At 68.8% G+C, this 23,054-nt stretch carries 14 protein-coding genes; 11 read left to right on the plus strand and 3 right to left on the minus strand.

The features are described from left to right. Window positions 1-897: 897 nt before the first annotated feature. The 11 genes from dapB (at window position 898) to ABE505_RS13160 (ending at window position 17,275) form a co-directional block, all read left to right on the plus strand. Window positions 898-1,632: a 4-hydroxy-tetrahydrodipicolinate reductase gene (gene dapB, locus ABE505_RS13110; protein ID WP_346444899.1), complete on the plus strand. Its 735-nt coding sequence runs from the start codon at window positions 898-900 to the stop codon at window positions 1,630-1,632. Window positions 1,633-1,763: 131 nt separating this feature from the next. Beyond that, window positions 1,764-2,885, plus strand: coding sequence for a glutamine-hydrolyzing carbamoyl-phosphate synthase small subunit (gene carA / locus ABE505_RS13115; protein ID WP_346444897.1), 1,122 nt, complete (start codon window positions 1,764-1,766; stop codon window positions 2,883-2,885). A gap of 1 nt (window position 2,886) precedes the next feature. Continuing rightward, complete coding sequence (gene carB / locus ABE505_RS13120; protein ID WP_346444896.1) at window positions 2,887-6,171, plus strand: carbamoyl-phosphate synthase large subunit; 3,285 nt, start codon at window positions 2,887-2,889, stop codon at window positions 6,169-6,171. Beyond that, window positions 6,168-6,644: a transcription elongation factor GreA gene (gene greA, locus ABE505_RS13125; RefSeq protein ID WP_183426838.1), complete on the plus strand. Its 477-nt coding sequence runs from the start codon at window positions 6,168-6,170 to the stop codon at window positions 6,642-6,644. The genes carB and greA overlap by 4 nt, the downstream gene beginning before the upstream one ends. Window positions 6,645-6,648: 4 nt before the next feature. Next, window positions 6,649-7,608 (plus strand): phosphoglycerate mutase, encoded by a 960-nt coding sequence (locus ABE505_RS13130; protein ID WP_346444894.1) that lies wholly within the window; start codon window positions 6,649-6,651, stop codon window positions 7,606-7,608. After that, window positions 7,605-9,332 (plus strand): single-stranded-DNA-specific exonuclease RecJ, encoded by a 1,728-nt coding sequence (gene recJ, locus ABE505_RS13135; RefSeq protein WP_346444892.1) that lies wholly within the window; start codon window positions 7,605-7,607, stop codon window positions 9,330-9,332. The genes ABE505_RS13130 and recJ overlap by 4 nt, the downstream gene beginning before the upstream one ends. Before the next feature lie 314 nt (window positions 9,333-9,646). Further along, window positions 9,647-10,981 carry a hypothetical protein gene (locus tag ABE505_RS13140; RefSeq protein ID WP_346444890.1) on the plus strand — a complete coding sequence of 445 codons (1,335 nt, stop codon included), beginning with the start codon at window positions 9,647-9,649 and terminating at the stop codon, window positions 10,979-10,981. Window positions 10,982-11,074: 93 nt separating this feature from the next. After that, window positions 11,075-12,203, plus strand: a protein-coding gene (gene prfB, locus ABE505_RS13145; RefSeq protein WP_346444888.1) for a peptide chain release factor 2 whose coding sequence is annotated in 2 segments (ribosomal slippage) — window positions 11,075-11,149 and window positions 11,151-12,203 — 1,128 coding nt in all. Because the reading frame shifts where the segments join, the coding sequence is not laid out codon by codon here. Window positions 12,204-12,432: 229 nt separating this feature from the next. Next, window positions 12,433-13,953, plus strand: coding sequence for a lysine--tRNA ligase (lysS, locus tag ABE505_RS13150; RefSeq protein WP_346444886.1), 1,521 nt, complete (start codon window positions 12,433-12,435; stop codon window positions 13,951-13,953). Window positions 13,954-14,049: 96 nt separating this feature from the next. Continuing rightward, complete coding sequence (locus ABE505_RS13155) at window positions 14,050-15,141, plus strand: two-component system response regulator (protein ID WP_346444884.1); 1,092 nt, start codon at window positions 14,050-14,052, stop codon at window positions 15,139-15,141. A 1-nt stretch (window position 15,142) separates the two neighbouring features. Continuing rightward, window positions 15,143-17,275, plus strand: coding sequence for an ATP-binding protein (locus ABE505_RS13160; RefSeq protein ID WP_346444882.1), 2,133 nt, complete (start codon window positions 15,143-15,145; stop codon window positions 17,273-17,275). 18 nt (window positions 17,276-17,293) lie between these two features. Here ABE505_RS13160 and ABE505_RS13165 read toward each other — a convergent pair whose 3' ends face one another. The 3 genes from ABE505_RS13165 to acnA form a co-directional block, all read right to left on the minus strand. After that, window positions 17,294-18,211 carry a crotonase/enoyl-CoA hydratase family protein gene (locus ABE505_RS13165; RefSeq protein WP_346444880.1) on the minus strand — a complete coding sequence of 306 codons (918 nt, stop codon included), beginning with the start codon at window positions 18,209-18,211 and terminating at the stop codon, window positions 17,294-17,296. Window positions 18,212-18,379: 168 nt separating this feature from the next. Then, window positions 18,380-20,059, minus strand: coding sequence for a long-chain fatty acid--CoA ligase (locus tag ABE505_RS13170; RefSeq protein ID WP_346444878.1), 1,680 nt, complete (start codon window positions 20,057-20,059; stop codon window positions 18,380-18,382). 172 nt (window positions 20,060-20,231) lie between these two features. Continuing rightward, complete coding sequence (gene acnA / locus ABE505_RS13175; RefSeq protein ID WP_346444876.1) at window positions 20,232-22,991, minus strand: aconitate hydratase AcnA; 2,760 nt, start codon at window positions 22,989-22,991, stop codon at window positions 20,232-20,234. Window positions 22,992-23,054 lie beyond the last annotated feature (63 nt).

Below are 23,054 nucleotides of genomic sequence, written 5' to 3' on the forward strand. Positions count from 1 at the left end.
GCCGATGTGGATGGCATGACGACAAACATGTGGATAAGCCGCGCCGACCCGCTTGCGATCGCGTGTGTTGTTGGCTGGTCATTTAATCGCCACATGCTGATCCACGGCCCAACGCAGGGCTTGCTTCGCGCAATCGGATCTGTCTGCACACCACGCGCATCGCCTGCGCGCCGGACGGCGTGTCCGCAGCTGCGCGATATGACGATCCAACGCACCGATCGATGGCATTGCAGACACGGGGTTGCGATCGAACCGAAGGCGGGGCGTGTGCCCCTCGCCCTCTTGACGACACCGCGATCGCGGCATCCAGAGCGATCATCCACAAGCGATGTGGATCGTCTGGTCACAAAGATGTGGATAAGCATCGCGCGGCCGCTTTGCAGGCGGGGGGATTTTGGTTGGTGAAATTTTCGCCACCCAGGCGGGCCGCCGAAAAATCCGGGCTTGACCCGCGCAGCCGCGGATGCATCGCCTGTTGTCGCCTCGGGGTGGGCGAGCGTGGCGACGTGTTCGCGACGTGACGACCGCGCCAGGTCGCCTCCGGTCGCGGTCGTCCACAGCCGGTGTGGATGGCCTGGTCACAAAGATGTGGATAAGCGGCGGCGGCCCTCGATTGGCGCGGCGCGATGATGGTGGCGAAAAAATCGCCATGCATCGCCTGGGCAGGGCAAGCTCGGACTTGACCTGCGCAGCGGTTTGCGTCGGCAGCGCCTCAGGCCCCGCGCGAGGTGCAGCACCTGGCTTGTTGGTGGAACGCTCAGTCCCGGAAACGGTGCGTGGCCGTTTCCTCCCGGGACGGCCGACCGCACTGCCACCTCGACGCTAGAATGCGGACATGAGAACGCGCCCCGATCGTCTTGCCGTTTCGACCCCGCTGCTGTGTATGGCGGTGGCCCGATGAGCGCGCCTGTCCGGGTGCTGGTGCATGGCGCATCCGGCCGGATGGGGCAGGCCGTGCTGCGCTTGGCCGCGTCGTGTGACGAAGTGGCCGTCGTGGCGGCGGTGTCGGGCAGCGCGCCGCGCCAGCGGGTGATCGGCGGTGTGCCGTATTTCGGCGCCGCCGAGCTCGGTGGGGCGCCGACCTTCGATGTCGCCATCGACTTCAGCCTGCCGGCAGGCTTCGATGCGTTGCTGGCGCTGTGCGAGCGACGTGGTGCGGCGCTGGTCTCGGGCACCACCGGGCTGTCGGAGGCGCAGCGCGCCGCTCTGGACGCCGCCGCGGCACGGATCCCGGTGCTGTGGGCGTCGAACTTCAGCCTCGGGGTCGCGGTCCTGCAGGACCTGGTCGCGCGCGCGGCGGCGATGCTGCCGGGCTGGGACTGCGACATCGTCGAGTCGCATCACACGCGCAAGCTCGATGCGCCGTCGGGGACCGCGTTGACGCTGGGCGCGGCCGCCGAAGGGCAGGGCGCCCGCCCGCGCTACGCCTCGATCCGGGCCGGTGACATCGTCGGCGAGCACCTGGTGCAGTTCACGACCCGCGGCGAGCGCATCGAGCTCGTCCACCGGGCCGGCGATCGCGACATCTTCGCGGCCGGCGCGTTGCATGTGGCGGCGCGGCTGGCCGGGCGCGCGCCGCGCCGTTATGCGATCGCCGAGCTCCTCGGGGCAGGCGAGACGACCGCGACGTGACCGGTCGCGTTCGCCGCGCTGGCGCAGCGGGGCCGGCGTCGGTACAATTCTCGCTCGCCTGAACCTCTCGCCTCCGGACCGGCTGCCGCCGCTCTGGCGGTTTCCTGCAACCTGACGTAGGCGAAGACCACGTGACAGATTCCGCAATTCTCGTCCTTGAAGACGGCACCGTGTTCGAGGGCGTTTCCGTGGGCGCTCCTGGCCTGTCGGTCGGCGAAACGGTGTTCAACACCGCAATGACCGGCTACCAGGAAGTGCTCACCGATCCGTCGTATGCGCGCCAGCTGGTGACGCTTACCTATCCGCACATCGGCAATACCGGCTGCACCGACCAGGACGATGAGGCCAATCGGGTGTGGGCCGCCGGGCTGATCGTGCGCGACGTGCCGCGCCGTCCGAGCAACTGGCGTAGCCAGGTGGCGCTGCCCGAGTGGCTGCGCGCACGCGGCATCGTCGCGATCGCCGGCATCGACACCCGCAAGCTGACGCGTCTGCTGCGCGACCGCGGCGCGATGAACGGCGCGCTGATGGCCGGCGAGGTGAACGTGGAGCAGGCGCTCGAGGCCGCGCGCAAGTTCCCGGGCCTGAAGGGCATGGACCTGGCGAAGGTGGTCAGTACGGCCGAACGCTACGCGTGGTCGGATGGCCAGCTCGACCTGGACGCGAACGTGTTCGTGTCGGCGCCGCCGAAGTTCAAGGTCGTGGCCTACGACTACGGCGTCAAGCACAACATTCTGCGCATGCTCGCCGAGCGCGGCTGCGCGTTGACGGTGGTGCCGGCGCAGACGCCGGCCAGCGAGGTGCTCGCGCTGGCGCCCGACGGCGTGTTCCTGTCCAACGGCCCGGGCGATCCGGCACCGTGCGACTACGCAATCGAGGCGATCCGCACCTTCGTCGAGAAGAAGGTGCCGACCTTCGGCATCTGTCTGGGCCACCAGCTGCTGGCGCTCGCGGCCGGCGCGCAGACCATGAAGATGCCGCACGGCCATCATGGTGCGAACCATCCGGTGCAGGCCGTCGATGGCGGCCGGGTGATGATCACCTCGCAGAACCACGGCTTCGCGGTCGACGAATCGACGCTGCCGGCCAACGTGCGCGTGACCCACCGCTCGCTGTTCGACGGCACCAACCAGGGCATCGCGCTGACCGATGCGCCGGCCTTCTCGTTCCAGGGACATCCCGAGGCGTCGCCGGGGCCGCGCGACGTGGCGCCGCTCTTCGACCAGTTCGTAGCGCTGATGGAGGCGCGTTGACATGCCCAAGCGTTCCGACATCAAGACCATCCTGATCATCGGCGCCGGGCCGATCGTCATCGGCCAGGCCTGCGAGTTCGACTACTCCGGTGCCCAGGCCTGCAAGGCATTGCGCGAGGAGGGCTACCGCGTGGTGCTGGTGAACTCCAACCCGGCCACGATCATGACCGACCCGGAGACCGCGGACGCGGTCTACATCGAGCCGATCAACTGGCAGACGGTCGAGAAGATCATCGCCAAGGAAAAGCCCGACGCGCTGCTGCCGACGATGGGCGGGCAGACCGCGCTCAACTGCGCGCTCGACCTGGCCGACAACGGTGTGCTCGACAAGTACGGCGTGGAGCTGATCGGCGCCAAGCGCGAAGCCATCCGCATGGCCGAGGACCGCGAGCTGTTCCGGGTGGCGATGCAGGAGATCGGCCTGGAGTGCCCGAAGGCCGAGGTCGCGCGCACCTTCGAGCAGGCGATCGAGATCCAGGCCAAGGTCGGCTATCCGACGATCATCCGGCCCAGCTTCACGCTCGGCGGCTCGGGCGGCGGCATTGCCTACAACCGGGAGGAATTCGAGGAGATCATCAAGCGTGGCCTCGAATTGTCGCCGGTCGGCGAGGTGCTGGTCGAGGAATCGGTGCTGGGCTGGAAGGAGTTCGAGATGGAGGTGGTCCGCGACACCGCGGACAACTGCATCATCGTGTGCTCGATCGAGAACCTCGATCCGATGGGCGTGCACACCGGCGACAGCATCACCGTCGCGCCGGCGCAGACGCTCACCGACAAGGAGTACCAGCGCCTGCGCAACGCATCGATCGCAGTGCTGCGCAAGATCGGCGTCGACACCGGCGGCTCGAACGTGCAGTTCGGTATCAGCCCCACGACCGGTCGCGTGGTGGTGATCGAGATGAACCCGCGCGTGTCGCGCTCCTCGGCGCTCGCCTCCAAGGCGACCGGCTTCCCGATCGCCAAGGTCGCGGCCAAGCTGGCGGTCGGCTACACGCTCGACGAACTGAAGAACGAGATCACCGGCGGCAAGACGCCGGCCTCGTTTGAGCCGTCGATCGACTATGTCGTCACCAAGATCCCGCGTTTCGCGTTCGAGAAGTTTCCCACCGCCGATGCCCGGCTGACGACGCAGATGAAGTCGGTCGGCGAGGTCATGGCGATGGGCCGCACGTTCCAGGAGTCGATGCACAAGGCGCTGCGGGGTCTTGAGACCGGCAAGGTCGGCTTCGATCCGACCGGCCTGGACCTCAGTGACGAGGGCGACCTGGCGACGCTGCGCCGCGAAGTCCGCGAGCCGGGCCCCGAGCGCTTGTTCTACCTGGCCGACGCATTCCGCGCCGGCCTGTCGGTCGAGGACGTGCACGCGCTGTCGTACGTCGATCCGTGGTTCCTGGACCAGATCGAGGAGATCATCGCAACCGAACACGAAGTCGCGGCGAACGGCATCGACGCGCTCGACCAGCGTCGGCTGCGCGCGCTCAAGCGCATGGGCTTTTCCGATGCGCGCCTGGCGCAGTTGCTGGGCACCGACGAGCAGGCCGTGCGCGCGCTGCGCCGCGCCTTCGGCGTGCGCCCGGTCTACAAGCGCGTCGACTCGTGCGCGGCCGAGTTCGCGACCGACACCGCCTATCTGTACTCCACCTACGAGGACGAGTGCGAGGCCAATCCCAGCGGCCGCGAGAAGATCATCGTGCTCGGCGGCGGGCCGAACCGGATCGGGCAGGGCATCGAGTTCGACTATTGCTGCGTCCATGCCGCCCTCGCCCTGCGCGAGGACGGCTATGAGACGATCATGGTCAACTGCAATCCCGAGACCGTTTCCACCGACTACGACACCTCCGATCGTCTGTACTTCGAGCCGCTGACGCTCGAGGACGTGCTGGAGATCGTCGAGATCGAGAAGCCCAAGGGCGTGATCGTGCAGTACGGTGGGCAGACGCCGCTCAAGCTGGCGCGCGCGCTCGAGGCCAATGGCGTGCCGATCATCGGCACCTCGCCCGACTCGATCGACCTGGCCGAGGACCGCGAGCGGTTCCAGAAGCTGGTCGACGAGCTCGGCCTCAAGCAGCCGCCCAACCGCACCGCGCGCAATCCCGAGGAGGCGCTGGTGCTGGCGCGCGAGATCGGCTACCCGCTGGTCGTGCGGCCGAGCTACGTGCTCGGCGGCCGGGCGATGGAGGTCGTGCACGCCGATGCCGACCTGGCGCGCTACATGCGCGACGCGGTCAAGGTCTCGAACGATTCGCCGGTGCTGCTCGACCGCTTCCTCGACAATGCGGTCGAGGTCGACATCGATGTGATCGCCGATCGTGAAGGCAATGTGCTGATCGGCGGCGTCATGGAGCACATCGAGGAAGCTGGCGTGCACTCGGGCGACTCGTCGTGTTCACTGCCGCCGTACTCGCTGTCGAGCGACGTGCAGGCGCGCCTGCGCGAGCAGGTCGCGGCGCTGGCCCGCAAGCTGAAGGTCGTCGGCCTGATGAACACCCAGTTCGCGGTGCAGACCGACGATGCGGGCGTGGAGACGATCTTCCTGCTTGAGGTCAATCCGCGCGCCTCGCGCACGGTGCCGTTCGTGTCCAAGGCGATCGGGCTGCCGCTGGCCAAGATCTCGGCGCGCTGCATGGCCGGCAAGACATTGGCCGAGCAGGGGGCCACGACCGAGATCGTGCCGTCGTACTACTCGGTCAAGGAAGCGATCTTCCCGTTCGCCAAGTTCCAGAACGTCGACCCGATCCTCGGACCGGAGATGCGCTCGACCGGCGAGGTCATGGGCGTGGGCGAGAGCTTCGGCGCGGCGTTCGCGCGCGCGCAGGAGGCGGCCAGCATCCGCACCCCGCCCACCAGCGGCAAGGTCTTCGTCTCGGTGCGAGACCCGGACAAGAAGCGCGTACTGCCGGTCGCCCGTGATCTGGCGGCCAAGGGCTATGCGATCGTCGCCACCGCCGGCACCGCCAAGTGGCTGCGCGAGCACGACATCGCCTGCGAGCAGGTCAACAAAGTGGTCGAGGGCCGCCCGCACATCGTCGATCTGATCAAGAACGGCGAGATCGCGTACATCGTCAACACCACCGAAGGCAAGCAGGCGATCTCCGACTCGTTCTCGATCCGTCGCGAGGCGCTGCAGCACCGGGTCACGTACTCGACCACGGTGGCCGGCGCCCGCGCACTGCTGCACTCGCTGGACTATCGCGGCAGCGGCCCGGTGTGGGCCCTGCAGGACCTGCACGCGCGGCTCGACGGCGGCGCGTCGCCATCCAACCCAAGCACAGGAGGGACGCCATGAGGGCACCCATGACCACGCGCGGCGCGCAGCGCCTGCGCGAGGAACTCGAGGAGCTGAAGTCGGTCAAGCGGCCGGCGGTCATCGATGCGATCGCCGAGGCGCGCGCGCACGGCGACCTGAAGGAGAACGCCGAGTATCACGCCGCGCGCGAGCAGCAGAGCTTCATCGAGGGCCGGATCAAGCAGCTCGAGAGCGAGCTGTCGCATGCCGATGTCATCGATGTCGCCAAGCTCAATGCCGGCGACAAGGTGGTGTTCGGCGCGACGGTGGTGATCGCCGATGCGCAGACCGACGAAGAGAAGCGCTATCAGATCGTCGGCGACCTCGAAGCCGACATCAAGCAGGGCCTGATCGCGATTTCATCGCCGGTCGCACGTGCGTTGATCGGCAAGCACGAAGGCGACAGCATCAGTATCGACGCGCCTGGCGGTACCCGCGATTACGACATCGTCAGCGTCGAGTATCTCGGCTGACCCGATGACCTCGGCGACGTTCCTGCTGCCCGCCGCTGCGCGTTTCGGCGCGCAGCGCTGGCAGCCGGACATCGTGCGTGCGCTGGGCCGTGCCGATCGCAGCACGGCCGCGTCGGGCCGGCGGCCGCAGCTTGCGCGGCACGTCGATCTTCCCGGGGGCGGCTGGCCGCTGGCGGCGCTGTCGCGCCAGGTCGACGTCGGCGATGCGGGGGCGCCGGACAGTGCCTGGCTGCGCGCTGACCCGGCCTGGCTGCAGCCCGACATCAACGGTGTGCGCCTGATGGGCCACGGCGATACGCTGGGGCTGGTGCAGGCCGATGTCGACGCGCTGCTGCCGGCACTGCAGCCGATGTTTGCCGATGCTGGCTTCGCGCTCGACGCACCCGCGCCGTCGCGCTGGTATCTGCGGCTGCCCCGGGAGACTGCGCTGCCGGTGTCCGTCGATCCGTCCGAGGCGCTGGGCACCGATCTGGCAGATCATGACGACGGCGGCGCCCAGGGGCGGCGCTGGCGGGCGTTGGCGAACGAGGCCCAGATCCTTCTGCACACCCATCCCTGGAATGCCGCGCGTGCGGCGGCCGGGCGACCGCCGGTCAATGCGCTGTGGTTCTGGGGCGGTGGCCCGCTGCCTGAGGTCTCCACGGCGCCCCGCAGCCCGCAGGCACACGTGCTCACCGACGATGCGACGCTGCGCGCGCTCGCGGCGATCGCGACCGAGGTCGAGCCGCTGCCGTCCGCGTGGCCCGCGCTGCGCGAGGCCTTGCTGATCGACCTGGGCGGGCTGCGGGACCTGCGCCAGTTGCAGGCCGACTGGCTGCGGCCGGCACTCGCGGCGCTGGCCGGTGGCCGGCTGGACACGCTGGTCCTCGACCACGAGGACGGCTTGGTATTGACCTTGCGCCGCTGGCACCGCCTGCGCGTCTGGCGCCGTCCCCATGGGCCGGCCACGGCGGCGCAGCGATGACGCGTCCGCCACCGACGATCCGCCGTCGCGACAGCGCGCCTGGCGGCGACTGGCCGGAGACGGTGCCGGCGCTGCTGCGGCGCATCTACGCGGCGCGCGGCGCGCACGACCTGCAGGCCGCGCAGCCGCGTCTGGCCGGGCTGCTGCCGCCCGACGCGCTGTCGAACATCGATGCGGCGGCGGCGCTGCTCGCCGATGCGATCGCGCAGGGCAGGCGGATCCTGGTCGTGGGCGATTTCGATTGCGACGGTGCGACGGCGTGTGCGGTCGCGGTGCGCGGGCTGCGCATGCTCGGTGCGCGTAATGTCGTGCATGCTGTGCCCAACCGCATCGTCCACGGCTACGGGCTGTCGCCCGGGCTGGTCGATGCACTGGCGCCATTGGCGCCGGCGCTGCTGGTGACCGTCGACCATGGCATCGCCTGCCACGCCGGCGTCGCGGCAGCGAAAGCACGCGGCTGGCAGGTGCTGGTGACCGATCATCATCTGCCGGGCGAGGCGCTGCCGCCGGCCGATGCGATCGTCAATCCGAACCTGCCCGGCGACCGGTTCCAGAGCAAGGCACTGGCCGGCGTCGGCGTGATCTTCTATGTGCTGCTGGCGCTGCGTCGGTGCCTGCGCGAGGTTGGCGCCTTCGCAGGTGCGGCGCCGGACCTGTCGAGCCTGCTCGATCTGGTCGCGGTGGGCACGGTCGCCGATCTCGTGCCGTTGGACGTCAACAACCGGGCGCTGGTCGCAGCCGGGTTGCGCCGGCTGCGCAACGGCCAGGGCTGCCCCGGCCTGCAGGCCTTGATCGACGTGTCGGGGCGGCAGGCGGCGCGCCTGACCACCGGCGACATCGGCTTCGGCGTCGCGCCGCGGATCAATGCCGCCGGGCGCCTGGAGGACATGGCGATCGGCATCGAATGCCTGCTCACCGACGACGCGGCCCAGGCGCACACGCTGGCGGCGACGCTGCACGCGATCAACGCCGAGCGCCGCGCGGTGCAGCAGTCGATGCTCGATGATGCCGAGGCCGCGGTCGCCAGCCGGCCACCGGTCGATCCCGCGACGATCGGGGTCTGCCTGCACGATCCGCAATGGCATCCGGGCGTCGTCGGCCTGGTGGCCTCGAAGATGAAGGATGCGCTGCATCGGCCGGTGATCGCATTCGCGCCGGCCGAGCCGGGCGGCGACCAGTTGCGCGGCTCGGCGCGCTCGATCCCGGGCCTGCATATCCGCGACGTGCTGGCCGCGGTCGATGTGGCGCAGCCGGGGCTGATCGAGCGCTTCGGCGGCCATGCGATGGCGGCGGGCCTGAGCCTGCGGCTGGAGGCGTTGCCGGCGTTCGAGCGCGCCTTCGGGCAGGCGGTCGCGGGGATGCTCGATCCGGCGCTGCTGCGGGCGGAGATCGTCACCGACGGTGCGCTCGGGCCCGGCGAATTCGACATCGTGCACGCCGCGCACCTGCGCGACGCCGGCCCCTGGGGGCAGGGCTTCCCCGAGCCGTTGTTCGACGGCGAGTTCGCGGTTGTGGACTGGCGGGTGGTCGGAGGGCGGCACCTCAAGCTCAGCCTGCGGCTCGATGGCCGCCCGGCCACCGTCGATGCGATCCATTTCGGCGCCTGGCGCGAGGTCGCACCGGCGCCGCGCGAGCGCATCGTCTACCGGCTCGCGCCCGATGACTACCGCGGCGGCGATGCGGTGCAGTTGCTGGTCGAGCACCGGGAGCCGATCGCGGGCTGAGGAGACGGCATCGGCGGCGGACGTGACCTGCGCACGTCGGAGCAGGCCTGTCGCCTCAAGCCCCCAAAAACCGGGGTCAGAGTGCAATTTCGCGGGACGAAATTGCACTCTGACCCCGGTTTTGGATCCCGGTTTTGGTTTGACGAGGGGCTGGATGGCCCCATCTTCACAGTCGAGCGTCCATCGGCTGCCGGGGAATTGGCCGCCTTCCGCCCCAGGCGGATCCGTGATCCCTTTTTCCCTGAACGGGTGCGAGAATGCGCCGCCGCGTCCGCGATTGCGCAGGACGCCTCTATTGTCGAAGGGAGATTCGCTTGAAAACCGTCCATACGCTTTCGCTGGCGATCGCGCTCGCTATCGCGCCCGCCTGGGTGCAGGCCCAGGCCAACGACCCCGCGCCGCTGTCGATCGGCGGCGAAGTGCGCGGCGAGATCACCAGCCGCTCCAGTCTCAACCACCAGGATGGCTCGCGTAGCCAGCTCTACCGCGTGGACCTGCGCGAGGGCGAGGTCGCGACGTTCAAGGTCACCGGTGCGCTGCGCGCGCGGCTGGCGGCCTTCCTGGACAACGAGCTGATCGCGTCGTCGAACGACCGTGGCGAGACCTCGTCGCTGACGATCCGCGCCCGGCGTGCGGGCCGTTACACCATCGCCGTCAGCGGCACCGATGCCTCGTCGTATGGCCCCTACACGCTGATCTCCTCGCGTGTGGATACCTACAACGGCCAGGCGCTTCGCGTCGGTGCGACCATCGGCGACTGGACCGATGGCGAGCGCGAGTTGCCGCTGCAGATCGACCGCGACGGGATCTACACGATCGACATGATGTCCGACGACTTCGATGCGGTCCTGGCGCTGGACGGGCCCGGCGTCTCGGTCACCAACGACGACGGCGGCGAGGGCAGCAATGCGCGTCTGACGCTGCGCCTGGCGCCGGGTCGCTATCGCCTGACCGCCAAGCGGTACGGCAGCGACGGCGCCAGTGGCGCCTACCGCATCAGCGTCACCACCTCGACCTTCGAGACCGGGGACCTGCGCGAAGGCGGTGAGCTCGCGGTCGGGTCGACGGTCACGGGGCTGTACGCCGGTCGCCCGCACACCTACCGCTTCACGCTGCCCGAGCGTCGGGTGGTCCGTCTGGACATGCGCAGCGACGAGATCGACCCGCTGATGCGGCTGTCCGGCCAGGGCGTGCAAAAGGAGGACGACGACGGTGGCGAGCGCCTCAATGCGCGCATCGGCATGCTGCTCGAAGCCGGTACCTACACGCTCCAGGCCGACAGCGCGACGCCTGGCGCAGGCCCCTACACCCTGTCGCTCACCGCGACCGCGGTGCCTGAGGGGGCTGGCGGTGGCACGCTGACGATCGGCCGCCCGGCCGAGACCGCGCTGCTGCCCGGCATGACCGACCGCTGGTCGTTCGAGGTCCGCAGCGCCGGCGACTACGCGATCGAGATGCGTTCCAGCCAGATCGACAGCTACCTGTCGCTGACCAAGGACGGCAACGAGGTGGCGAGCGACGACGACGGTGCCGGTGGGCTCGATGCCCGGATCGTCCAGCGGCTCCAGCCCGGCCGCTACGTGGTCGAGGCTTCGGCGATCGATGGCGACGCCGGTGGCCCGTATCGCATCCTGCTCGAGCGCCGTTGAGGCGACATCCCGGCCGGTGCTGTGCGCCGGCCGGGACTGCCGGGTGCGCGGCTTGCTAGAATCCCCGGCTCTTTACGCGAGTCCCACCGCACCATGATCGAACTCAATCCTGTTCGCCAGCGCATCGCCGACCTTCGCGGTCGGCTGGATGCGCTGAGGGGGTATCTTTGACTACGACGCCCGCCGCGAGCGTCTAGAAGAAGTCGAGCGCGAGCTCGAAGACCCGACTGTCTGGAACGATCCCGAGCGCGCGCAGGCCCTGGGCCGCGAGCGCGCCATGCTCGACAAGACCGTCAACGGCATCCGTGACCTGACCGAGGGCCTGGACGGGGCGGCCGAATTGCTGGAACTGGCCGAGTCGGAGAACGACGAGGACACCGCGCAGGCGGTCGTCGCCGATATCGAAGGGCACGCCGGCCAAGTCGACAAGCTGGAGTTCCAGCGCATGTTCTCCGGCGAGATGGACTCGGCCGCCGCGTTCGTCGACATCCAGGCAGGTGCCGGCGGCACCGAAGCCCAGGACTGGGCCGAGATGCTGCTGCGCATGTACCTGCGCTGGGCCGAGAGCCGCGGCTGGAAAGCCGAGCTGATGGAAGTCTCGGGCGGCGAAGTGGCGGGCATCAAGTCGGCGACGTTCCGGGTCGAGGGCGACTTCGCCTACGGCTGGCTCAAGACCGAGATCGGCGTGCACCGGCTGGTGCGCAAATCGCCGTTCGACTCCGACAACCGCCGGCACACCTCGTTCACCTCGGTGTTCGTGTCCCCGGAGGTCGACGACAAGATCGATATCGAGATCAATCCGGCCGACCTGCGGACGGATGTCTACCGTTCGTCCGGTGCCGGCGGCCAGCACGTCAACAAGACCGAGTCGGCGGTGCGCATCACCCACGTGCCGACCAATACCGTCGTCGCTTGCCAGACCGAACGCAGCCAGCACGCCAACCGCGACCGCGCGATGAAGATGCTCGCCGCCAAGCTCTACGAGCTGGAGCTGCAGAAGCGCAACGCCGAGAAGGATGCGCTGGAAGCGACCAAGTCCGACATCGGCTGGGGCAGCCAGATCCGCAACTACGTGCTCGATCAGAGCCGCATCAAGGATCTGCGCACGGGCGTGGAGCGCAGCGATACCCAGAAGGTGCTCGATGGCGACCTGGACGAGTTCGTCGAGGCGGCGCTCAAGTCCGGCCTGGAGGCGGGGGCCAAGCGCGTGGATGCCAACTGAGTGCTTTGGCCTGCTGCGGATCGGCGCCGATCACCGCCGGTCCGGCCGCAGGTGCGCTGCACCGCGGGCGTGTGCCCGGCGCAGCGAGGCGTCGACGCCGCGTCCAGGCGGTCCACGTCCAGAGCGTCCCGCGTCTGCGGACATGACCCCACCCCGCCGGGCGCCGTCCTGTCCTGATCCGTTCCTGCCGCGCTGACCCGCGGCCTACACCTGATTTTCCGAGACCCTCATGAGCCAGCAGCCCGACAGCCCCCAGCCCGCCGACGACAACGCCCTGATCGCCGAGCGTCGCGGCAAACTGGCCGCGCTGCGCGGGCAGGGCGTGGCGTTTCCCAATGACTTCCGCCGCCGCGATGAGGCCGGCGCGCTGCAGGCGCGGTATGCCGATGCCGAGCGGTGGACGGGCGAGGCACTGGACGCCGAAGGCGCACCGGTCGCGGTGGCCGGCCGCCTGATGGCCAAGCGGGTCATGGGCAAGGCCGCGTTCGCGCAGATCCAGGACGTGAGCGGCCGGATCCAGCTGTTCCTGCAATCGACGACGCTGGGCGAGCGCTATGAGGCGTTCAAGGGCTGGGACGTGGGCGACATCGTCGCGGCCGAAGGCACGCTGATGCGCACCAAGACCGGCGAGCTGTCGATCAAGGCCGACAGCTTGCGCCTGCTGACCAAGTCGCTGCGGCCGTTGCCCGACAAGTGGCACGGACTGTCGGATGTCGAGCAGCGCTATCGCCAGCGCTACGTCGATCTGATCGTCTCGCCCGAGGCGCGCGCGGTGTTCGTCAAGCGTTCGCGCATCGTCGCGGCGATCCGCCAGTGGCTCGATGCGCGCGACTTCCTCGAGGTCGAGACGCCGATGATGCATTACCTGGCCGGCGGCGCGGCGGCCAAGCCGTTCACGACGCATCACAATGCGCTGGACCTGGACCTCTACCTGCGCGTGGCGCCCGAGCTCTACCTCAAGCGCCTGGTCGTGGGCGGATTCGAGCGCGTCTACGAGATCAACCGCAACTTCCGCAACGAGGGCGTGTCCACGCGGCACAACCCCGAGTTCACGATGCTCGAGCTCTACGAGGCCTATGTCGCCTACGAGGAGGTCATGGACCTGACCGAGGCGTTGATTCGCGACGTGGCGGTGCAGGCGGTCGGCACGACCGCGCTGGAATGGGACGGTCATGCGATCGACGTCGGCCCGGCCTTCCGCCGCTGGAAGCTCGAGGAGGCGGTGCGCGAACTCAATCCGCAGATCACTGTTGCCGACTGCCGCGACCGCGAGGCGCTGGCCGCGCATTGCGTGCGCCTGGGCGTGCACGTCAAGCCGGGCTATGGCTGGGGCAAGCTGCTGCTGGAGATCTTCGAAAAGACCGTCGAGACCGGCCTGATTCAGCCGACCTTCATCACCCATTACCCGGTCGAGGTCTCGCCGCTGGCGCGCGAATCGGACACCGAAGCCGGCATCACCGACCGCTTCGAGCTGTTCATCGGCGGCAAGGAGATCGCCAACGGCTTTTCCGAGCTGAACGATCCCGAGGACCAGGCCGCGCGCTTCCGGGCCCAGGTCGACGCCCGCGAGGGCGGCGACGACGAGGCGATGCACTTTGATGCCGACTACATCCGCGCGCTCGAGGTCGGCCTGCCGCCGACCGGCGGCCTGGGGATCGGCATCGACCGGCTGGTCATGCTGTTGACCGGGTCGTCGTCGATCCGCGACGTGCTGTTGTTCCCGTACATGCGCCCGCAGACCGAGGCCTGAGGCCGGCCCGGATGCCTCCGCCGGCGGCGCCTCGATGCGTCGCTGAATAGGATTCCCCCCGTTCCTGGCAGGGCGCGCTAAGATCGCTCAAGCGCGATGCCACCGGTATCTGCGCACCGCCAGAAGGGGCCTGCGTTGAACATCGTGATCGTCGACGACCAGACGTCCGCGCGAACCATGTTGCGGCATATCCTCGAGGACATCAGCCCCGAGCTCGATGTCTTCGACTTCGAGGATCCGGAGCAGGCGCTGGGCTGGTGCGACAGCCACCGCGCCGATCTGCTGCTGCTCGACTACCGGATGCCGGGCATGGACGGGCTGGAGTTCGCCCGCCGCTTCCGCAAGCTGCCCCCGCACCGGGATGTGCCGGTCGTGCTGGTCACCGTGGTCGGTGACGAGCCGATCCGCCAGGCGGCGCTCGATGCCGGCGTCATCGATTTCCTGGTCAAGCCGGTGCGCCCGCGCGAACTGCGCGCCCGCTGCCGCAACCTGCTGCAGTTGCGCCAGCAGGCCGAGTCGGTCAAGCAGCGGGCCTTGTCGCTCGAGCAGCGCCTGCTGCGCAGCATGCACGAGGTCGAGGAGCGCGAGCGCGAGACGCTGACCCGGCTGGCGCGCGCGATCGCCTATCGCGATGCCAGCACCAGCGCCAATCTCGAGCGCGTGGCCGCGGTCGCCGGCATGGTCGCCGAGGCGATGGGGCTGTTCGAGGACGAGGTGCGGATGATCGAACTGGCCGCGCCGCTGCACGATATCGGCAAGATCGCGATGCCCGATGCGATCTTGATGAAGCCCGGGCCGCTGGACGAGGCCGAACTGGAGGTGATGCGCCAGCATCCGCGCATCGGTTACGAGCTGCTGAGCGACAGCCACAACCGGTTCGTCCAGCTCAGCGCGACCATCGCGTTGCGCCATCAGGAGCGTTTCGACGGCAGCGGCTACCCGGATGGGCTGTCGGGCGAGCAGATCCCGCTGGAGGCGCGGATCGTCGCGGTGGCCGATGTGTTCGACGCGCTGGTGTCGCGTCGCCCGTACAAGCGCGCCTGGTCGATGGACGAGGCGCTCGAGTACATCGGGCACAACAGTGGACGCGCGTTCGATCCGCGCTGCGTGGAGGCGCTGCTGTCGAACCGGGCGCGGCTGGAGGAGATCTGCGCACGCCTGGACCGGACCGCCACCCGGCTGCAATGACGTGAGGCGCGTCGTCCGCTGGATCGGCAGCCGCCTGGCAGGGCGGCCCGACAGCGAGCATGGCCAGGCGGCCGTGCGCCTGGTCATGCTCTGCGTGATCTATGCCTACCTGCAGCTGGTGGTGGGTCGCCATGCCGATGTCGAGCGCGAGCTGCGCCTGTCGGAGGCCTACCTGGCGGTCGAGGTCGCGGTCGCGTTGGGCATCGCCGGTTGGCTGCTGTGGCGCCCCGGTGTCTCGCACCCGCGCCGGGTGCTCGGCATGCTGGCCGACTACAGCCTGATGGGGGTGGGCCTGTACCTGCTCGGCGACCTGCTGGCCTGGCTGTACGTGGTGATCATGTGGGTCACGGTCGGCAACGGCCTGCGATTCGGGCCGCGTTACCTGTACGCCGCGATCGGCTTTGCGGTGACCACGTTCGCGATCGCGATCGCGTCCACCCCGTACTGGTACCAGCACAACCTGCCGTTGGCGCTGGGCCTGCTCGCCGGGCTGGTCGCCGTACCGCTCTATCTGAGCTCGCTGCTGCGCGCGCTCACCGACGCCACGGCCGCCGCGCGGGCCGCGAGCGAAGCCAAGAGCCGGTTCCTGGCCAACATGAGCCACGAGTTCCGCACGCCGCTCAACGGCATCGTGGGCATGTCGGAACTGCTGGTCACGACCCCGCTGAGCGCGGAGCAGCGCGAGAGCGCGCTGGTCATCCAGACCTCGGCCAAGGCCTTGCAGGCGCTGGTCGACGACGTGCTGGACCTGTTCAAGATCGAAGCCGGCAAGTTCCAGCGCAACGACGCCGCGTTCGCGCTCTCGGACCTGGTGCACGGCATCGAGGTCATGCTGGGGCCGAGCGCGCAGTCCAAGGGCCTGGCGCTGACCTCGTCGATCGCCGTCGACGTGCCGGCCACGCTGCATGGCGACAGTAACCGCCTGCGGCAGATCCTGGTCAATCTGCTGTCGAACGCGATCAAGTTCACCGAGCGCGGCGAGGTCACACTCGCGATCTCCATGGTCGAGGCCGGTCCGGAGCGGGTGCGGGTTCGGTTCTCGGTCCGCGACACCGGCATCGGCATCGCGCCCGATGCGCTGATCCGCATCTTCGATGCCTTCGAGCAGGTCGATTCCGGGCTCGGGCGACGCTACGGCGGCACGGGCCTGGGGACCACGATCGCCAAGGGCCTCGCCGAGCAGATGGACGGCAGCATCCAGGCCGAAAGCCAGCCGGGGCAGGGCTCGCATTTCTGGGTGGAGCTGCCGTTCGGCCGCGTCGCCGGCCAAGCGCCGTCGCGCAGGGTGGGCGACGGCAACGTGATCGCGTTCGCCGATCCTTTCGTGCGCCATCGGGCCCGGGTCGCGCCGCTGCGCGTGCTGGTCGCCGACGACCAGTCGGCCAATCTGATGGTGCTGCGCCGCCTGCTCGAGCGCGCGGGCCATCGCCCGCTGCTGGTGGACGATGGCGAAGCGGTGCTCGATGCGCTCGAGCGCGAGCGTTTCGACGCGGTGATCACCGATCTGCACATGCCCGGTGCCGATGGCCTGGATATCCTCCGGCAGACCCGCGTCATCGAGGCGGGCAGCGGCCGGCGCACACCGTTCATCGTGCTGACCGCCGATGCCACCGCCGAGGCGCAGGAGAATTGTCGACGCGCGGGCGCGTTCGCCTACCTCACCAAGCCGGTGGTCATCGAGCGGCTGCTCGAAACGCTGGCCGAGATCGCGCCGGGCGTGGAGGCGGGACGACGCACGTCCGACCTGCGGCCGCGGGTGGATCGGTTGTCGACGCCGGTCATCGACGAGATGCGGGAGATGGGGTTCGACGAGGCGTTCATTCGGCGCTTCGTGTCCGAATGCGCGCGCGACGCGCGCAAATGCCTGGTCGACCTGGCGGGCGCATCGAATGCGGGGCGATGGGACGAGGTCCGCGACCTGTGCCATGCGCTCAAGGGCACGGCCGCCAACCTCGGCGCCGCCGAGCTCGAGGCGCAGGCGGCGCGCGGCATGCGGATGCCGTCCGACCGTCTGGCCATCGAATGGCGGCTGCTGCTACAAGGGCTGGACCGGGCGCTCGACCAGGCGCTGGAGGCGCTGCGGGTGCGCGGCGACTTGCCGCGGGCCGACCTGCCCGGGTCAGACGCCGTCTGACCCGGGGGGCGGAGGCGCTCAGCCGCCGACGGCGGTGCGTTCGACCTCGGCCGAAGCGGGCTGCAGGCGTTGCTGCGCGCGGACCAGGCGCTCCATCGTCCGCAGATGCCGCACCTCGAGTTGCAGAGCGGTATCGACCCAGATGTCGGTGATGCGGACCAGTTCGGCGAGCGGGATCGGATGGGCGCCGTCGCGGACGCGGTGCAACGCCAGCCGCGCAGTGGCGATCCGTCGCTGCTTGCGGATCTGCTCGTGGACCGCATGCACGCCTTCCCCAGGCTCGACCAGCACATCGACCAGGCCGAGCCGGTGCAGGTCCTCGCTGCTGTACATGGTGCCGCCGAGCATCATCTCCTCGGCGACCTGCGGGCTCACCCGCTGGACCAGCAGCGAGTAGGCGCCCATGCCCGGGAACAGGCCGAACAACACCTCCGGAAAGCCCATCTGAACGCCGCGCTCGGCGACGATGGTGCGGCAGGCCAGGGCGAGCTCCAGGCCGCCGCCCAGCGCATCGCCCTGGACGAGCGCGATGGTGTGGGCGTTGGGATGCAACCGGGTCTGCAGCAGGTGGATATTGTCCACGCACTGGCGGGCGTAGCGGGTCAGCGCCGCGCGGTCGCGCTGTCGGATCAGTTCGACGAACAACTGCAGGTCGCCGCCGAGGTTGTACACGGGGGCATCGGAGGCCACAACGATGTGCGACAGGTGCGCCGGGGCGAGCCTGGCGCGTTCGGAGATCTGCTCGATGCTCGCCTGGGCGAACAGCCGCAGTTCGCGCAGCAGGCCGAGCGAGAAGCAGGGCCGGTAGTCAGGCTGGGGACTGGCCGGCTGCGCATGCATGAAGCACCAGTGCGCGTCGTTGGAGGCGTCGTGGTGCTGGCGGAGGAAGGACGGCGCAGCAGTGCCTTCGCGACGAATGGACTCGATGGTTTGCATTGAAAAATCCCCTGAAACGGGGTCCGAACCGTCGGGCGCCGGCGCAGACCCGCGTGGATGCTGAATCGCCCGATCCGCGCTCTATGCGCGCATCGGGCCGTCAGGGCAATGGCTTCAATGGCTTGCAGACACTTTGCGACGAATATCGTGTCGAAAGTGTGACCGCGGTCACGCCTCAGGGGCGGCTTCGCGCAGTTCGCGGCGCAGGATCTTGCCCACGTTGGTCTTCGGCAGCTCGTTGCGGAATTCGACGACCCGCGGGTGCTTGTAGCCGGTCAGGTGCTCGCGGGCGTGGGCCTTGACCTGGTCGGCGGTGAGGCTGGGGTCCTTGCGCACGATGACGACCTTGACCACCTCGCCCGAGCGCTCGTCGGGCACACCGATCGCCGCGACCTCGAGCACGCCCGGCATCATCGCGATCACGTCCTCGATCTCGTTGGGATAGACGTTGAACCCCGAGACCAGAATCATGTCCTTCTTGCGGTCGACGATGTAGAAGTAGCCGCCGGCATCCATCCGCGCCATGTCGCCGGTGTGCAACCAGCCTTCGCCATCGATGGCCTCGGTGGTGTCGTCCGGGCGTTGCCAGTAGCCCTTCATCACCTGGGGACCGCGGATGCACAGCTCACCGACCTCGTCGACCGGCAACTGCGCGCCGTTCTCGTCCTTGATGCAGGCCTCGGTGGAGGGCACCGGCAGGCCGATCGAGCCGTTGTAGTCGGCCAGCGTCATCGGGTTGATACAGGCTGCCGGCGAGGTCTCGGTCAGGCCGTAGGCTTCCACCAGCGTGGTCCCGGTCACGGCCTTCCAGCGCTCGGCCACCGCGCGCTGGACGGCCATGCCGCCGCCCAGGCTCAGGTGCAGCCGCGAGAAGTCGACCTGGTCGAAACCGGGGGTGTTGAGCAGGCCGTTGAACAGCGTATTGACGCCGGTGATGGCGGTCATGCGGATGCCCTTGAGCTCCTTGACGAAGCCGGGCATGTCGCGCGGATTGGTGATCAGGTGGTTGTGGCCGCCGAACTCCATGAACACCAGGCAGTTCGCGGTCAGTGCGAAGATGTGATAGAGCGGCAACGCGGTGACGATCAGTTCCTCGCCGCGCTTGGCGTCGGTGCCCAGCCAGGCCGCCGCCTGCTGCATGTTGGCGACCATGTTGCGATGGGTGAGCATCGCCCCCTTGGCCACGCCGGTCGTGCCGCCGGTGTACTGCAGAAACGCGATGTCCTCGTGCGCGATCGCGACTTCGGGCAGCGTGTGCTTGCGGCCGCGGGCGAGGGCCTCGCGGAAGCGGATCGCGCCGTGGATGGTGTAGTCGGGCACCATCTTCTTGACGTGCTTGACCACCAGATTGACGATCGCACCCTTCGGAAAGCCGAGCAGGTCGCCCAGGCCCGTGGTCACGACCTGCTGGATGCGGGTATCGGCGATGACGTCCTGGACCGTCTTGCCGAAGTTGTCCATGACCAGGATCGCCGCGGCGCCGGAGTCGACCAATTGGTGGCGCAGCTCGCGGGCGGTGTACATCGGATTGGTGTTCACCACCGTCAGCCCGGCGCGCAGAATGCCGAAGATGGCGATCGGGTACTGCAGGCAGTTGGGCATCATGACCGCGACACGGTCGCCCTTCTTGAGCTTGAGCTCGCCCAGCAGGTAGGCCGCGAACTGCTGACTGTAGGTGTCGAGTTCGCCGTAGGTGAGCGTCTTGCCCATGTTGGAGAACGCAGGCTTGTCGCGGTACTTCGCGATCGCCTCGTCGAGGACCGCCGGAACGGAGGGGTACTCGTTGGGATCGATTTCGGCGGGGATGCCCGCAGGGTAGTTCGCCAGCCACGGGCGTTGGTCGGTCATTCGGTCTTCTCCCTGATGAAGGCCGTCACTCGAAGCGGTGAGCGTACCTGCGCAATCGCGTTCGATTGGAGCACAGGCTTTCTGGGGGAGGCAAGGCGCGGCGCGGCAGCTGCGCCGCGCACGCGCAACGCCCGCCGCGTTGCGGCGGGCGGGGCTTGGGCCGGGGCCGGACTCAGGCGGCCTTCTTCGCGGCGAGCTGGCGCAGCACGTAGTGCAGCAGGCCACCGTGGCGGAAGTACTCCACTTCCTTCGGGGTCAGCAGCAGCACGTGGACCTGGAAACGGACCTCGCGCCCGTCGGCCTTGGTCGCCACCACCTGGGCGCGCTTGGCGCGGCCATCGTCGAGGCCGGTGATGTCGATCGTCTCGGTGCCGTCGAGTCCCAGCGTCTGCGCATTCTCGCCGTCCTGGAACCGGCACGGCAGCACGCCCATGCCGACGAGGTTGGAGCGGTGGATGCGCTCGAAGCTTTCGGCGATCACCGCCTTGACGCCGAGCAGGTTGGTACCCTTGGCCGCCCAGTCGCGCGACGAACCGGTGCCGTACTCCTTGCCGGCGAACACCACCAGCGGGACGCCGTCGGCGCGGTACTTCATCGCCGCGTCGTAGATCGCCAGCTTCTCCGGCTCGCCCTTGCCGAAGTACAGCGTGTTGCCGCCTTCCTCGCCACCGAAGAACAGGTTCTTGATGCGGATGTTGGCGAAGGTGCCGCGGACCATCACGTCGTCATTGCCGCGGCGTGAGCCGTAGCTGTTGAAGTCCGCGGGCTGGACGCCGCGCGACTGCAGGAAGCGGCCGGCAGGCGAGTCCTTCTTGATGTTGCCGGCAGGCGAGATGTGGTCGGTGGTGATCGAGTCGCCGAACAGGCCCATCACGCGCGCGCCGTGGATGTCGTCGATGCTGCCCACGTCCATCGTCATGCCCGCGAAGTAGGGGGGGTTCTTGATGTACGTCGAGGCTTCGTCCCAGGCATACAACTCGCCGTCGGGCGACTCGATGGTGTTCCAGCGGGTGTCGCCCTTGAACACGTCGGCGTAGTTCTTGGCGAACATCTCCGGCCCGATCGTGCGTGCGATGAAGTCGCCGATCTCCTTGTTCGACGGCCAGATGTCGCGCAGGTAGACCGGATTGCCGTCCGGGTCCTTGCCCAGGGGGTCGTGGGTCAGGTCGATGTCGACGGTGCCGGCGATCGCGTAGGCGACCACCAGCGGTGGCGAGGCAAGGTAGTTCATCTTGACCTCGCCGTGGATGCGGCCCTCGAAGTTGCGGTTGCCAGACAGCACCGCCGCGACCGCGAGGTCGTTCTCGGCGATACCCTTGGACACCGCATCGGGCAGCGGGCCCGAGTTGCCGATGCAGGTCGTGCAGCCGTAGCCGACGACGTAGAAGCCGAGCGTCTGCAGGTCGTCCATCAAGCCGGCCTTTTCGAGGTAGTCGGTGACCACCAGCGAGCCGGGGCCCAACGAGGTCTTGACCCACGGGGCCGCCTTCAGGCCCTTGGCCGCCGCATTGCGCGCGAGCAGGCCGGCACCGAGCATCACCGCCGGGTTGGAGGTGTTGGTGCAGGAGGTGATCGCGGCGATGACCACCGAGCCGTCGGTGAGCTCGTGCTCGCCGTCGTCGAGGGTGATTTTCGAGACCGGCCGGGCGGCCAGGCGCTCGGCCTGTGGCTGGCCGCCGCCTTCCTTCTCGAAGCGGTCGATCTGCGCGTCGTTGGCGGCATCGCGGCGCGCGGTCAGCGCACCGACGTTGTCGGCGAAGTTCTGCTGCACATCCTCCAGCAGCACACGGTCCTGCGGACGCTTGGGGCCGGCGAGCGACGGCCGCACGTCGCCCATGTCCAGCGTCAGCACGCTGCTGTACTCGGCTTCGGGCGCGCCCGGCTCGTGCCAGAGCTGCTGCGCCTTGGCGTAGGCCTCGACCAGGGCGATCTGCGCTTCGCTGCGGCCCGACAGCCGCAGGTAGCTCAGCGATTCGGCGTCGATCGGGAAGATGCCGCAGGTCGCGCCGTACTCGGGCGCCATGTTGCCGATCGTGGCGCGGTCGGCCAGCGGCAGATGCTGCAGCCCGTCGCCGAAGAACTCGACGAACTTGCCGACCACGCCGTGCTTGCGCAGCATCTGGGTGACGGTCAACACCAGGTCGGTCGCGGTCGCACCCTCGGGCAGCCGGCCGGTCAGCTTGAAGCCCACGACCTGCGGAATCAGCATCGACGAGGGCTGGCCGAGCATCGCGGCCTCGGCCTCGATGCCGCCCACGCCCCAGCCCAGCACGCCGATGCCGTTGATCATCGTGGTGTGCGAGTCGGTGCCGAACACGGTATCGGGGTAGGCCCACAGGGTGCCGTCCTCGCGCTCGGCGGTCATGACCACGCGGGCCAGGTGCTCGAGGTTGACCTGGTGGACGATGCCGGTGTTGGGCGGCACGACCTTGAAGTTGTCGAACGCCTTCTGGCCCCAGCGCAGGAACCCGTAGCGCTCCTTGTTGCGCTCGAACTCGATCTTGCCATTGAGATCGAGCGCGTCGGGCCGGCCGAACACGTCGACCTGCACCGAGTGGTCGATGACCAGTTCGGACGGGATCAGCGGGTTGATCTGTTCGGGGCGCCCGCCCAGACGCACAACTGCATCGCGCATCGCCGCCAGGTCGACCACGCACGGCACGCCGGTGAAGTCCTGCAGCACCACGCGCGCGGGCATGAAGGCGATCTCGGTGTCGGGCTCGGCCTTGGCCTGCCAGTTCGCGACCGCTTCGATATGCCGCGCGGTCACCGTCTCGCCGTCCTCGTGGCGCAACAGGTTCTCGAGCAGGATCTTCATCGAATAGGGCAGGCGGGCGATGTCGAACTTCGCCGCCAGCGCCGGGAGGCTGGCATAGGCGTAGCGCCGGCCGCCGACGTCGAGATCGGCGCGCGTGGAAAAGGAATCGGTCATGCGGAAGGCTCCTGTCGCGGTTGCTGGCGGTGACCCAGCCGGGCTGGTCGTGGCGTGCTGACG

Origin of the sequence: Luteimonas sp. TWI382, from assembly GCF_039674545.1 — a bacterium.
GTDB lineage: Bacteria > Pseudomonadota > Gammaproteobacteria > Xanthomonadales > Xanthomonadaceae > Luteimonas.